This window comes from Kocuria rhizophila DC2201 (assembly GCF_000010285.1).
Classification (GTDB): Bacteria; Actinomycetota; Actinomycetes; order Actinomycetales; family Micrococcaceae; genus Kocuria; species Kocuria rhizophila_A.
This window is the reverse complement of record NC_010617.1, coordinates 1423028-1437174: the sequence shown is the minus strand read 5'-3', so window position 1 is coordinate 1437174 and position 14147 is coordinate 1423028. Positions and strand designations below refer to the sequence as shown.

The 14147-nt window shown below is 70.0% G+C and carries 12 protein-coding genes; 5 read left to right on the top strand and 7 right to left on the bottom strand.

Annotation, left to right across the window (positions count from 1 at the left end; translation table 11 throughout):
• Positions 1-37 precede the first annotated feature (37 nt).
• Complete coding sequence (locus tag KRH_RS06275; protein WP_012398349.1) at positions 38-829, bottom strand: cytochrome bc1 complex diheme cytochrome c subunit; 792 nt, start codon at positions 827-829, stop codon at positions 38-40.
• Positions 830-887: 58 nt separating this feature from the next.
• The gene (locus KRH_RS06270; RefSeq protein ID WP_012398348.1) at positions 888-1526 is read right to left on the bottom strand and encodes an aa3-type cytochrome oxidase subunit III; all 639 of its coding nucleotides are present in this window, start codon (positions 1524-1526) and stop codon (positions 888-890) included.
• A 178-nt stretch (positions 1527-1704) separates the two neighbouring features.
• Here KRH_RS06270 and trpD point away from each other — a divergent pair, with 178 nt between their 5' ends.
• Positions 1705-2760, top strand: a complete 1056-nt coding sequence (trpD, locus tag KRH_RS06265; protein ID WP_012398347.1) for an anthranilate phosphoribosyltransferase — start codon at positions 1705-1707, stop codon at positions 2758-2760.
• Between the two features lie 288 nt (positions 2761-3048).
• Here trpD and KRH_RS06260 read toward each other — a convergent pair whose 3' ends face one another.
• The 4 genes from KRH_RS06260 to KRH_RS06245 all read right to left on the bottom strand — a co-directional run bounded on the left by KRH_RS06260 (position 3049) and on the right by KRH_RS06245 (position 6163).
• Complete coding sequence (locus KRH_RS06260) at positions 3049-3330, bottom strand: Lrp/AsnC family transcriptional regulator (RefSeq protein WP_041297362.1); 282 nt, start codon at positions 3328-3330, stop codon at positions 3049-3051.
• A gap of 106 nt (positions 3331-3436) precedes the next feature.
• Positions 3437-3898, bottom strand: a complete 462-nt coding sequence (locus KRH_RS06255) for a DUF3054 domain-containing protein (protein WP_081431598.1) — start codon at positions 3896-3898, stop codon at positions 3437-3439.
• 121 nt (positions 3899-4019) lie between these two features.
• The gene (locus KRH_RS06250) at positions 4020-4388 is read right to left on the bottom strand and encodes a YciI family protein (RefSeq protein WP_012398344.1); all 369 of its coding nucleotides are present in this window, start codon (positions 4386-4388) and stop codon (positions 4020-4022) included.
• Positions 4389-5035: 647 nt separating this feature from the next.
• Complete coding sequence (locus KRH_RS06245; protein WP_012398343.1) at positions 5036-6163, bottom strand: ABC transporter permease; 1128 nt, start codon at positions 6161-6163, stop codon at positions 5036-5038.
• Positions 6164-6251: 88 nt separating this feature from the next.
• Between KRH_RS06245 and KRH_RS06240 the strand changes: the two genes are divergently transcribed.
• Entirely contained in the window at positions 6252-6899 is a 648-nt protein-coding gene (locus KRH_RS06240) for a TetR/AcrR family transcriptional regulator (protein WP_226905939.1), read from the top strand.
• Between the two features lie 180 nt (positions 6900-7079).
• Here KRH_RS06240 and glgA read toward each other — a convergent pair whose 3' ends face one another.
• Positions 7080-8273, bottom strand: a complete 1194-nt coding sequence (glgA, locus tag KRH_RS06235) for a glycogen synthase (RefSeq protein WP_012398341.1) — start codon at positions 8271-8273, stop codon at positions 7080-7082.
• Between the two features lie 340 nt (positions 8274-8613).
• Between glgA and glgC the strand changes: the two genes are divergently transcribed.
• From glgC to KRH_RS06220, 3 genes are all read left to right on the top strand, one after another.
• Positions 8614-9858 (top strand): glucose-1-phosphate adenylyltransferase, encoded by a 1245-nt coding sequence (gene glgC / locus KRH_RS06230; RefSeq protein WP_012398340.1) that lies wholly within the window; start codon positions 8614-8616, stop codon positions 9856-9858.
• Between the two features lie 300 nt (positions 9859-10158).
• Positions 10159-12777, top strand: a complete 2619-nt coding sequence (pepN, locus tag KRH_RS06225) for an aminopeptidase N (RefSeq protein ID WP_012398339.1) — start codon at positions 10159-10161, stop codon at positions 12775-12777.
• A 114-nt stretch (positions 12778-12891) separates the two neighbouring features.
• A complete protein-coding gene (locus KRH_RS06220; protein ID WP_012398338.1) occupies positions 12892-14133 on the top strand; it encodes a hypothetical protein in 1242 nt (413 codons plus the stop codon).
• The last annotated feature ends 14 nt before the right edge of the window (positions 14134-14147 follow it).

Sequence of the window (14147 nt, the reverse complement as noted above, 5' to 3'; positions counted from 1 at the left end):
AGTGTCTAGGGTGCCGGCCGGGGGCCGGCGGGTGCTCTCAGGCGGAGCGGGAGGTCAGCCAGACGGTGAAGCCGATGACCACGACCAGGCCGATGGTCCAGATGAACAGGCCCTCCGACACGGGGCCCAGCGATCCGAGGCTGAAGCCACCGACGGTGGTGTTGTTGTCGAGGGTCTTCAGGTAGGTGATGACGTCCCGCTTCTCCTCGGGGGTGATGTTCGCGTCGTTGAACACCGGCATGTTCTGGGGGCCGGTCTGCATGGCCTCGTAGATGTGCTTCTCGCTGACGCCCATCAGGGACGGAGCGAACTTGCCGCGGGTCAGGGCGCCGCCCTGGCCGGCCGCGTTGTGGCACATGGCACAGTTGGCCAGGAAGATCTTGGCGCCGTTGGCGGAGTTGCCCTCGGCGATGTCGAGGTCCTGCTCCTCGGGAACGGTGGGCCCGGCGCCGAGCGAGGCCACGTAGGCCGCGAGCTGGTCCGTCTGCTCCTCGTTGAACTGCTGCGGCTTCACCTGCGCCTGGGGGCCCTGCATCTGCATGGGCATGCGGCCGGTGCCGACCTGGAAGTCCACGGAGGAGGCGCCCACGCCGATGAGCGAGGGGCCGCTGCTGGTGCCCTGCGCCTGCATGCCGTGGCACGTGGAGCAGTTGGCCTGGAAGAGCTTCTGCCCCTCCTCGATGTCCTGGGCCGAGTAGGTGGTGGTCTCGGCCTTGGCTTCATTGGTGGTTGTGGCAACTGCGTAGAGTCCACCGGTCAGAAGCAAAGCCATGACCAGCAGCGCGAGGGCTGCCAGAGGATGGCGGCGCTTTTGTGAGAGTGCCTTCACGTCAAACGTTCCTTTTGCTCGGGTCTAGAACTGGGAGGGGCGGAGGGTCCTGCGGAGGCTACTTGATGAAGTAGACCAGGAAGAACAGGACGATCCAGACCACGTCGACGAAGTGCCAGTAGTAGGACACCACGATGGCCGAGGTGGCCTCGTAGTGACCGAAGCGCTTGGCGACGAAGGCGCGGCCCATGATGAAGAGGAATGCGATGAGACCGCCGGTCACGTGCAGGGCGTGGAAGCCGGTGGTGATGTAAAAGGCGGACCCGTACGCGCTGGCGGCGATGGTCACACCCTCGGACACCAGGGAGGCGTATTCGTAGACCTGGACGGACACGAAGACGGCGCCCATGAGGAAGGTCAGGGCAAACCACTCGGTCAGGCCCCACTTGGAGACCTGGAACAGCCCGCCGGTGCGGCGTGGCTGGAGACGCTCGGCCGCGAACACGCCGAACTGGCAGGTCACGGAGCTGAGCACCAGGATGAGCGTATTGACCGACGCCATGGGGACGTTGAGTATCTCGGTGTTCTCGGCCCACACCTCGGGAGAGGTGGCGCGGAGGGTGAAATACATGGCGAAGAGTCCGGCGAAGAACATCACCTCGGAGGACAACCACACGATGGTGCCCACGGAGGTGAGGTTGGGGCGAGTGATGCTCGCACCCACCGGTTTGGCTGGGGTATGAGTCGCAGTTGTCACAGAGACATTATGTCGCCAAAACTCCCGGTGGACCAACCACCTGGGCCTGCGCGGTGACCGTGTCGCGGGATCGGGCGTGCGGGTCCGGGCAGCGGCGGGGCTCGCACCGGGCGGAGGAGCGGCGCCGGGAGGCGCCGGAGCGACGTCGTGGTGGGGGCCGAAAGGTAGGATCGGGCCCGTGAACACCGAGACCTCCGCCCCCACGTCCTGCCACTGGCCCGACCTGCTCACGGCCCTGTCCCGCGGGGAGGACCTCACCCGGCAGCAGGCCTACTGGGCCATGGACACCATCATGGAGGGGGAGGTTCCGGACGCCGTGATCGCGGGGTTCCTCATGGCCCTGCGCACCAAGGGCGAGAGTGTGTCGGAGCTGAACGGCCTCGCGGACGCCATGGTGGCCCACGCCCGGCGCATCTCGATTCCCGGCCCGGCTCTGGACATCGTGGGCACGGGCGGGGACCGGCTCTCGAGCGTGAACATCTCCACGATGGCCGCCCTGGTCTGCGCCGGCGCGGGGGCGCGGGTGGTCAAGCACGGCAACCGGGCGTCATCGTCCAAGTCCGGTTCCGCGGACGTGCTCGAGGTCCTGGGCGTGCAGCTGGACATGCCGGTCGAGCGGGTGCAGCGGGCGGCAGGGGAGGTGGGCATCACGTTCCTCTTCGCACAGACCTTCCACCCCGCCATGCGTCACGTGGCGCCGGCGCGCAAGGCGCTCGGTGTGCCCACCGCCTTCAACTTCCTCGGTCCGATCACCAATCCTGCGCGGGTCTCGGCCTCCGCGATCGGTGTGGCCGACGCCGCACTGGCACCTCTCATGGCAGGTGTCTTCCAGCAGCGCGGTGACCGCGCGCTCGTGTTCCGAGGGGGAGACGGGCTCGACGAGCTCACCGTCACCGCGCCCTCCGCCGTGTGGGAGGTCCGGGACGGTCAGACCGCTCAGCACGAACTGGACCCGCTGGACCTGGGGATGCCGCGCGCCACGATCGCGGACCTGCGCGGCAAGGACGCCGCCTACAACGCCGACGTGGTGCGAGACGTGCTCGACGGCGCCGCCGGCCACATCCGCAACGCCGTCCTGCTCAACGCGGCGGCGGGTCTCGTGGCCGTGTCGGAGGACGCCGAGGGGCCGTTCGCGGAACGCTTCGCCGCTGCTGTGGACCGTGCCGCGGTGTCGATCGACTCCGGCGCCGCTCGGGACGTCCTGTCCCGCTGGGTGGAGTTCGCCGCTGCCTGAGGTGCGGGGCGCACTGCACCGACCCCGGTGCGGGTGTTCCCGCGCATCTTCTCTTCGGCCAGGCCCGCGCCACGACGACGCCGCCCGGCAGCCTTTCGAGGCGGCCGTCCCCGGTGACCATCGGGCCCGCCCTGCAGCTGAGTGACTGCTTCCGCTGCCCCTCGTGGCTGCCACCGAGGTGCCCTTGAGTGAGGTGCTCGTCACGGAGATGCCTAAGGGGTTCCGCGCGGCTGAGGCGCCGTGCCAGCGGGCGGACCGGGCCCGGTTCACGGCTGGGGGAGTGCGCCCTCAGTCGTCGATGCCGAGTGCGAACGCGGCGTCGAGGTCGTGGGTGCTGTAGGTGCGGAACGCGATGTTCGTGCTCGTGGACTCCACGCCGGGGACCTTGGAGAGCTCGTCCGCGATCACGTCCGCGAGCTGCTCGTGGCGCTCCACCCGCACGAGCGCGATGAGGTCCCACTCTCCGGTCACGGAGTAGACCTCGGAGACACCGCGGATGTCGGAGACTTCCTGGGCCACCTCCGGGATACGGTCCGAGGAGGTCTTGATCAGGACGATGGCGGTGAACATGGGGTTCCTTTCCACGGGGTGAGCCCAGCCTAGCCGTGCCGCGGTGCCCGGACGCCGGGGTGCACCGTGGGACGGCGTCGAGGTGCTGACCGGGCCGGGCGTGTGCTCACCGGCTGCGGATCCTCCGCACCCCGAGCAGCACCAGGCGGTAGCCGATGAGCAGCGCGCCCAGCACCACCAGGCTAACCAGGACGAACGGCAGGGCCGTGCCCTGGCCGGTGAGGGTGCGCAGCACCATGCCGCCGACCTCGGCGCACAGCCACACGGACAGCCCGGTGGGGATCACGGCGGCCGGATGACGCGTGCCACGGCACGCCAGCCACCCCACCAAGGCTCCCACGAGGAACGGCCAGGCCGTCATGAGTGCTCCGGCGACACCCTCCCCGTGGCTGGAACGGCCCAGGGCGGCGAACACGATCACCAACACGATGTCCACGGCCAGGTACAGGGGCCACCCGGTTCCGTCGGGGCTCCGGTGCACCACACCGGCCGTCTCGGGGCGGGCATGCGCGGCCGGGGGAGCGACCGGTGCTTCGTCGGGGGCGTGGTGGGGTGCTGGTGAATCCATACCACCAGTTTAGGGGACCCGAATTTCTCAAGTACGCAGTGAAAGTTGAATAAGAAAATTCAACCCTGACCTCGGAGTACGGGGATGGCTGCGCCGGGGGAGGAATGTAGCCTCGACGGCCTCACCCCTCCAGGAGACGCAGCTCCACGGGCCGGCCGCACGCGGAGGACGCGGTCCGTGCGTCGTCGAGGGCCTCGTCAGGGGTTTCGGCGCGGACGATCCAGAAACCGCCGAGGATCGGTCCGACGTCGGAGACCGTGCCGTGCGCGATCAACGGGTTCTCGGGGTGCTGTCCCGTGGCGTCAACGGTACGTGCCGCCTCGGGTGGTGTCAGGCCGCCCGCGTAGACGAGACGCCCCGAGGACTGGAGGTGCTCGTTGAACGCCGCCACGGCGGTCACGGCCCGCTCCATGTCAGCGGGAGAGCTGTAGACGGCTCCGGCGTCCTGGATACCGGGCTCGTGGTGGACGGCCAGCATGTAGTCGGTCATGGGTGGTCCTCTCGGGGTTCGTGTCACGGGTTCGTGTCCGGGCGTCGATGAAACGTGCGTCCCGGTGGACAGGGTGTGTCCACCATGCGGTACGCCGGTGGGGTGCGCCACAGTTCCGCATGCGCTGGCGGCGGGTCGCAGCCGCGAGGTACGTCGGCCCAGGAAGATGGTCAGCATCAGACGGTCAGAAGGGGTTGGCCTGCTCGCAAGCCCTGAAAGGGGTTCGCCCGACCGCTTTTCCCTGTCACTCGTTTGTACCAGTCGTACACGGAGGGGAGCCGTGGGCCCGGCGCCAGCCGCAGGGGCCCGTTGTTGGCGCGCGTCAACCGCACACGGTCTCCGGGACATGCGGATCTGCAATCGGCAATGCAGCGTCAGATCGACGGGCCTCACGCCATGGCCAGAGGATGTCCAGCATCCGGGGCATGTCCGCTGTTCTGCGGATTTCCGCTGAGCCGATAATGTACATTATGTAAACTAAATCGAGAGGAGCCAGGAGGAACCGCTGATGTGCGGCTCCCCCTGGCTCCTTCCGTGGGTGCGTCCGTTACCCGCTCGGTGCGGGCTGCGTGACGAACTCGACGAGCTCCGTGCCCTGTGCCAGCTGCCACCCGATCGGTGCGGGTCGGGTGCGCCCCCGGCGGCCCTCACTCCGTGGCCACCGGCGCGGGCTGCGTCTCCTCCTTGCCCGTGAGCGACGACTCGTTCTTGTGGTGGCCCAGGAACGTCAGCACGATCCCGAGTGCCACCCACCCGATGAGCGCCCACACCTGCGCGGCAATGTTCGCGTCCGGGAAGTACGAGAGGTCGCGCAGCAGCGCTCCGGACAGGCCGGGCACGAGCCACTGACCGACCTCGCCGAACGGCGGCAGGATGAACTCCTTCGGAGAGGTCAGCGCGGAGATGGGGATGCCGATGAACATGGTGAGGACGGCGCCCACGGCCAGCCCGGCGCGTCCGATGAGCGAGCTCAGCCCCACGATTACCGACGCCGTGGCGGCGATGCCCAGCCCGATGGCCGCCCAGTGGGCAAAAAAGTCTGCCTGCAGGATCCCGAACAGGCCCTGCAGGATGGCCGCCAGCACGAATCCGCCGATCACGCCGTACAGCCCCAGGGCCAGCAGGTGCTTGCGCACGCCCGTGACGAGCGTGGAGATGAGGATGCCGCCGATCATGCCGCCCATCGTCAGGGGAAGCCCGGCAATCGCCAGCCCGCTCCCCCGCGGATCGTCCTCGGACAGCGGGACCACGTCGGTGGTCTTCACGGTGGGCGGGGTGGCCGCCTGCTGCTGGGGCTGCTGACTCAGGGCCGCCATGCCGGCCAGCCCCTTGGCCAGGACGCCCTTGATCTTCTCGAGGGCCTGCGTGGTGCCCTCGATGACCTTCTGGTCGATGCCGCGCTGCATGGTGGTGGCCACGCCGCCCAGCATCTGCGAGACCACGGGGCTGGCCGCGCTGGCCGTGAGGATCTCGGGCTGGTCCCCCAGCACGATGCCCCCATACACCTCGCGGGTCCTGATGCCGTTGACCGCGTCCTCCCGGTGGGCCACGGGGTGCACGTCCAGCAGCTTGTCGGGCATCTTCGCGGTCACGGCGTCGATCTGCTCCTGCGTTCCCACGACGGCCACCGGCAGGTTCTCGGTCCTGGAGGTGGTCGTGGGCCACGCGAACGCGAGCAGCACGATGGAGACCACCGCCGTGGCGATCAGTGCCGCCTTGACGCTCTTGAGCCAGTCCGGGCGCTGCCGGGGCTCCGGAGTTCTGATGTGGGACACAACCCACCCCTTCCACAGAGAATGAATGTTCTTGGAAAGCCTGGACCCGCTCCGCTAAGCTGTCAAGAACGATCATTCGTTTTTGGAGGTGGACGTGCCCAAGGTCACGGAAGAGCACAGGGAGCAGATGCGGCGTCGGATCCAGGACGCCGCCCTGGTCTGCATCGGCCGCAAGGGGTTCTCGGCGGTGTCCATGGCGGACATCATTGCGGAGTCGGGCCTCTCGGCCGGTGCCGTGTACGTCTACTACCGCGGCAAGGACGACCTCTTCCTGGACGCGAGCCGCGGTGTGATGCGGGACCGGCTCGGGGCACTGAACCGGCTGCACACCCACAGCCCGCTCCCCCATCCGGCCCGCGCCATGGCCATGGTGGTCACGGACCTGCCCGAGGGTGCGACGTTCCCGGGCCTTCCCCTGCAGGTGTGGGGTGAGGCCGTGCGCCGCCCCGAGCTGCGGGCGGCCGTCCGCGCCATCCTGGCGGAGGCAGGCAGCCACCTGCGCCGCTACCTGAGCGCGTGGTTGCGCGCGGAGCACGGCATGGCGGAGGACGACGCCGATCGGCTGGCCGACCGTCTCCGTCCCGCATTCATCGGGCTGGTCCAGGGCTGCATGGTGCAGATGAGTCTGTCGGAGGACCCGGAGCAGACCCACGAGGCCTACGTGGCCGCGGTGGACTCCCTGCTCAGCGGTGTTCTGGCCCAGACGGGTCAGGACACCGGGCGCGCCAACGGCTGACCGGGCGGCGAGGCAGGACGCCGTGGCACGGCAGCCCGGGAGTGCCGAACCTGCCGCCGAGTGAAGAGTCTCCAGGGCTCCCCGCGGGATCCCGCGTGCCGGGCATGCGCGGACCCCGGGGCCCGGGGACAACGTGGTCCAAGGGCACCGGGGTCCGAGTCGAGAGGCGCGGGGTGGGCCTCAGAGCACCGAGCGGTAGACCTCCAGGGTCTGCTGGGCAATGGACTCCCACGAGAAGTGCTCCTCCACGCGGCGCCGCCCGGCCTCACCCATGCGGCGAGCGCGCTCGGGGTTGGAGACCATGTCCGTGAGGGCGGCGGCGAAGTCGTCCACGAACTTCTGGGGGTCCAGGGGGGTTCCGGTACCGTCGGTGACCTGCTCGATGGGAACCAGGGTTCCGGTCTCGCCGTCGTCGACGACCTCGGGGATGCCGCCGGTGGCAGAGGCCACGACAGCCGCCCCGCAGGCCATGGCCTCGAGGTTGACGATGCCCAGGGGCTCGTACACGGAGGGGCACGCGAAGGCGGTGGCGTGGGAGAGGATCTGGATGACCTCGCGGCGGGGCAGCATCTTCTCGATGAGCACCACGCCGTCCCGTTCGCTCCTGAGCTGCTCGATGAGGCCGTTGACCTCGGCGGCGAGCTCGGGGGTGTCGGCGGCTCCGGCGCACAGCACGAGCTGCACCTCGGGCGGCAGCTGCAGGGCGGCGCGCAGCAGGTAGGGCACACCCTTCTGCCGGGTCACCCGGCCCACGAACGCGACGGAGGGTCGGGCGGGGTCGATGCCGTACTCCTCGAGCACGTCGGTGGCCTCGTCCCGGTTCCACTGGGAGACGTCGATGCCGTTGTGCACGGTGCGCACGCGGTCGGGGTCCACGGCCGGGTAGCAGCGCAGGATGTCCTGGCGCATGCCCTCGGACACGGCGATGATCGCGGCGGCGGCCTCGTAGGAGGTCTTCTCCGCGAAGGAGGACACGCGGTACCCGCCGCCGAGCTGCTCGGCCTTCCACGGGCGCAGGGGCTCGAGGGAGTGGGCGGAGAGGACGTGCGGGATGTCGTACATCAGGGAGGACAGGTGCCCGCCCATGTTCGCGTACCACGTGTGCGAATGCACCAGGTCCGCCCCGGCGATGTCCTGGATCATGGTGAGGTCCACCCCGAGGGTCTGCACTGCGGCGTTGGCCTGGTCCAGGTCCGCGGGCACGGGGTAGGCGCGCACGTGGGCACCGTGGAAGTCCGGCTCCCGCGGTGCACCGAAGCAGCGCACGTTCAGGTCCACCAGCGGTGCGAGCACGCGGGAGAGCTCGGCCACGTGCACCCCCGCTCCCCCGTAGATGGCGGGCGGGAATTCTTTGCTCAGGATGTCTACTCGCACAGTGCGAGCGTACTGCACGGCTTCGTCCGCCCACAGGGGTGCCGGGCACGACGCCGCACGGTCGCCCCGGTCCTGTGCGCGCCGTGCCGTGCGCGCCCCGAGCAGGACACCCCCACCCCCATCCCCCCGCGGTCCGGTGCCGTGCGGTGCGTGCGGCGCCGGGCCCCCGCACGGGCGCGGCGTCGTCGTCGTCCCCACAGCGGAGGAGCGGGGGCGAAAAGTTGCCGCGAGTTCGGGTCACTGTTGTGTGGGCCCTGGAGCAGTGGGACACAATGACGGGACGACAAGTGGACGTCGTGGCCCGTGGGGCCGGGACGTCCCGCGAACTGGAGGGGTACGTATGTCACGACAGAAGAAGGTCCTTGCCATCGTGTTGGCCGGCGGCGAGGGCAAGCGTCTGATGCCGCTGACGGAGGACCGCGCCAAGCCGGCCGTGCCGTTCGCGGGCGGGTACCGGCTGATCGACTTCGCGTTGTCCAACCTGGTGAACTCGGGCTACCTGCAGATCGTGGTGCTGACCCAGTACAAGTCCCACTCCCTGGACCGGCACCTGTCCGAGACGTGGCGGCTGTCCACGCAGTTGGGCAACTACGTGACCTCGGTGCCCGCGCAGCAGCGCCGCGGCAAGGACTGGTTCCTGGGCTCGGCCAACGCGATCTACCAGTCCATGAACCTGATCGACGACGCCGATCCGGACATCGTGGTGGTCGTGGGCGCGGACCACGTGTACCGGATGGACTTCGCGGACATGGTGGAGAAGCACATCGAGTCCGGGGCGAAGGCCACGGTGGCCGGTGTGCGCCAGCCCATGGAGATGGTGAAGTCCTTCGGGGTGATCGAGACGGACCCGCAGGACCCTGCGAAGATCACGCGGTTCGTGGAGAAGCCGGACACCACCGCGCCCCTGCCGGACGATCCCCACTCGTTCCTGGCCTCGATGGGCAACTACGTGTTCGACCGGGACGCCCTGGTGGAGGCGTTGCGCACGGACAACGAGAAGGCGGACACCGACCACGACATGGGCGGGGACATCATGCCCTACTTCGCGGAGCGCGGTGAGGCCGTGGTGTACGACTTCACGCACAACGACGTCCCGGGCTCCACGGACCGGGACCGGCAGTACTGGCGGGACGTGGGCACGCTGGAGTCCTACTTCGACTCGCACATGGACCTGATCCGCCCGCTGCCGGTGTTCAACCTCTACAACTACGACTGGCCCATCTACACGCACCAGATCATGGCGCCGCCGGCCAGGACAGTGCGCGGGCCCAACGGCCAGGCGGGCGTGGCGTTCGACTCCATCGTCTCCCCCGGTGTGCTCATCACGGGCGGGCACGTGGGCTCCTCGGTGCTCTCCCCCAAGGTCAAGGTGGAGCACGACGCGCGGGTCACCGAGTCCGTGCTGATGCAGAACGTGCAGATCGGGGCCGGCGCCACGGTGCACCGCTGCATCCTGGACAAGAACGTGGTGGTCCCCCCGGGCACCACTGTGGGCCTGGACCGCGAGCAGGACCTCGCACGCGGGCTCACGGTCACCGAGTCCGGGCTCACCATCGCACCGAAGAACTACCGCTTCGAGCGGTAGGTCCCGGACCGCGGTTCGCGCCGGGTCCGCCCCCGGGGCCGGGGTGGCGCGGACCCGAGAAGGCACCACGACGGCGCACGGTCACCGTGCGCCGTCGTCGTCCCTTCCCGCGGGCGCGTGCGCCCCTGCACGTCCGGTACGCCGAGGAGGCCGCAGGGCGTCCCCACCCGTAGGCGCGTGCGCTCCGCCGCGCGGGGAAGCCCGGTGGCGTGGGGTCGCCCCGCACGGTGGGCACGCGGGCGAATCGCGGAGGTGCCCCGGGGTGACGGGCGACACGGGCCCGGTGCCTACACTGGGGACATGGGAGCCAGCCTGACCAGAGACGAAGCAGCCACGCGAGCCGAGCAGATCCGGGTGGAGGACTACCGGGTCACGGTGGACCTCTCGGGGGCGCAGGACCCCGCGAACACCACGTTCGGCTCGGAGGTCACGGTGCGCTTCACCGCCGAGGAGGGCGCGGAGACCTTCATCGACTTCATCCACGACTCCGTGACCGCCGTGGAGCTGAACGGCGAGGTCCTGGACGTGGACGACGTCGTGGACGGCTCCCGGATCCGGCTGCCGGAGCTCGAGGAGGCCAACGAGCTGCGCGTGCTCGGCCGGGCCCTGTACTCGCGTTCGGGCGAGGGCCTGCACCGGTACGTGGACCCCCAGGACGGGGAGGTCTACGTCTACACGCAGTACGAGCCGGCGGACTGCCGCCGGGTTTTTGCGGTCTTCGAGCAGCCGGACCTCAAGGCCGGCTTCACGTTCACGGTGATCACCCCGCCCGAGTGGCTCGCGGCGTCCAACGGCGAGGAGCTGGTCTCGAACCCCACGCGGGACTGCGACGTCCCCGGGGCCGTGAGCCACGAGTTCGCCCCCACGCAGCGGATCTCCTCGTACATCACCACCATCCTGGCCGGGCCCTACACCGCGGTCAGGGACGAGTGGCGGGGCACCGACCCCCACGGGGCCGCCGTGACCATCCCGCTGGCCCTCTACTGCCGACGGGCGCTCGCCGAGCACATGGACGCCGAGGAGCTGTTCACGCTCACCAAGCAGGGACTGGACTTCTTCCCGGAGCTCTTCGGCTTCGCGTACCCGTGGGGCAAGTACGAGCAGGCGTTCGTGCCCGAGTACAACCTGGGGGCCATGGAGAACCCCGGGATGGTCACTTTCACGGAGGACTACCTGTTCCCCTCGGGTGCCACGCGGGCGCAGCTGGCCGGGCGCGCCAACACGCTGATGCACGAGATGTCCCACATGTGGTTCGGGGACCTGGTCACGATGCGGTGGTGGGACGACCTCTGGCTCAAGGAGTCCTTCGCCGAGTTCATGGGTGCGTACGCGTGCGTGCACGCCACGCAGTACACGGACGCGTGGGTCACGTTCGCGCTGGCCCGCAAGGAGTGGGCGTACCGGCAGGACCAGCTGCGCACCACGCACCCCATCGTTGCGGACATCGTGGACCTCGACGCCGCGCGGCAGAACTTCGACGGCATCACGTACGCCAAGGGCGCGTCCGTGCTCAAGCAGCTCGTGGCGTTCGTGGGTGAGGACGCGTTCATGGACGCGTGCCGGGCCTACTTCCGCCGCTTCGCGTTCGGCAACACCACGCTGGACGACTTCCTGGCCGTGCTGGACGAGGCGTGCGAGCACGACGTCCGCGCGTGGGCGGACCTGTGGCTGCGCACCACGGGCGTCCCGGTGCTCACGGTGGCCGCCGGCGACGACGCCGCCCCCGCCTCCCTGACGCAGAGCGCCACTCCCCCGCGCCCGCACGTGCTCACGGTCGGTGCCTACGCCCGCACGGAGCGCGCGGACGGTTCGGGTCCCGTGAGGAACGTCGAGCGGATCGAGGTGCGGGTTCCGGCTGAGGACGGGCCGGTGGCGCTGCCGGGCCTCACCGGTGGGGCAGAGTCCGGCGCGGTGCTGCTGGCCAACGACACGGACCTGACCTACTGCCTGGCCCACCCGGACCCGGACTCGCTGTCGGGGCTGCTGGAGCTGGTGGCCGAGATCGAGGACCCGCTGGCCCGGGCCGTGGCGCACTCGCAGCTGTGGGCCGCGGTGCGGGACGGGCGGCTGTGCCCCCGCGAGTACGTGCTCATGGTCGCGCAGCGCTGCACCGGGGAGACCCACGCGGCCATCCTCACCACGGTGCTCGACCACGCCCGCCAGGCCCTGGGCCGCTTCGTGCCGGTCTCCCGCCGCACCACCGTGCGCAGGGCCCTGCTGGACGCGCTCGGGCAGTCGATGCTCGCGGCGCAGCCGGGCTCGGACGCCCAGCTGATCCTCGCGCGGGCGTTCGCCCGGGAGGCCGCGAGGGACGGCAAGTACGCCCTGCCCATCCAGCAGTGGCTCGGGGGCGAGCACACCGTGCCCGGCCTGGAGCTGACCCCGCAGCTGCGCTGGACCATGCTGACCGCGGTGACCGCCACCGGCCACAGCACCGTCTCGGAGCTCGAGGCGGAGCACGCGCAGGACCCCACGCGGGACGGGCACCTCGGCTACCTCGAGGCCGTCGCGGCCATGCGCTCGGACAGCTCCAAGCAGCGCGCGTGGGAGCGCATCGTGTCCGGGGAACTGTCCAACGACGAACTCAGCGCCACCGTGGAGGGCTTCCAGCTGGCGGCGCCCACCGTGCTGCGCCGCTACGAGGAGGACTACTTCGCGCAGCTGAGCTCGTGGTGGGACACCCACTCCATGGAGATCGCCACCCGGATGGTGCGCGGACTGTACCCGCGCGCGGTGGAGGCGGACGCGGCGTCGTCCTCCCCCGGGACCGACGCCCAGCAGAACCGTGTGGTGCGGGCCACCCGCGAGTGGCTCGAGAGCCACGAGGACGCCCCGGCCGCGCTGCGCCGCGTGGTCACCGAGCTGCTCGACGACGCCCAGCGGGCGGTGACGCTGCAGATCATGTGCCTGTCCCGGTGAGGTGCACCGGCCCATGTCCACACAGTGGATGAACGTCGATGCACACCGATCAACGGATAGCATGAGATCAGATGCGGCGGCGGAGCACCCGCCCGCTCGACAGCGAGGGAGACCATGACCGATTACGCGCTCAACGACCGAGGGTCCTTGGACGTCGTCACCGAGAACTTCTACGACACCGAGATCATGCGGGTGTTCGGGGGGCTCTCCGCGGGTCGCGCGCAGACCTGGACCGGCATGGCCGCGCTGGTCCCGGAACCGGACAACCCCTTCGACCCCCGCACCGTCTCCGTGCGGGTGGGCGAGAACAAGGTGGCCCACCTCAGCTCCGAGGACGCCCACCGCTACTCGCACCCGCTCTCCCGCGTGATCGCCTCCGGCTACACCCCCGTGGTGCCGCTGCACCTGGAGGCGGAGCTGCTGCGCCAGGACGGCGTGGCCGAGGTGGATGCGCGCGCCAGCATCGGGATCGCTCCCCCGGACCTGCTGTTCCCCCTGAACACCGCCCCGGCCCAGGCCGCCGTGCTGCCCCAGGGCTCCTCCATCAAGGTGCTGGACGAGCAGGACTTCGCGGAGTACCTGCACTCCATCGTGCCCGCCACCGGCGAGGGCCGCGTGATCCTCACGCTCGAGGTCAACAAGGTGCGAAACTCGCACGGCGTGACCGTGGACACCGTGGACGTGCTCTACGAGCGAAAGCAGGTGGGGCGGCTGTCCACGCAGATGTCCCAGCAGTTCATCCCGATCATCCACCACGCGTTCGAGCACGACCTGCTCACCGCCGTGTGGGGCACCATCCGCGGCTCCTCGTTCGAGGTGTCCATGACCCTGCAGGCCGCTCGCGCCTCTGAGGTCCCCGCCCAGTGGTTCACCGAGCTGCCCAACGACGTCCCCGAGCTGCTGCCCGAGGCCGACGAGTTCGAGGTTCCCCCGGCCTACGTGGCTGTGGAGTCCGACCACGGGCGCAACTCCAAGAAGTGGCGCCGCGGCTTCACCGCCGCCCATCCCGAGGCCGCCGCGGGCGGTCCCGCCGGAGCCCGCTCCCTGGCCGCCCGCTTCCGCGGGGACCCGGCCCGCACCTCGGAGCCCTCGCGCGCGGACGCTCCGACGGCCGACGACGACGCCGCGGCCGGTTCCCCGGACACCGCCCGGCCCGCGCGCAGCACCGGCGGTTCCACCGTCTCCAGTCTGGCCCGCGGCCTGCGGCCCGTGGTCAGCGCGCTGCTCGCGCTGACCGTGATTCTGGTGCTGCTGGGCATCGTGCTGCTGGGCGTGGAGCCGCTGGCCACCACGCTGATGATGATTGTGGCCGTGGCCACCGGATTCATGGCCGTCTACCTGCACCGAACCCTGTAAGGGGCGCCGCCACC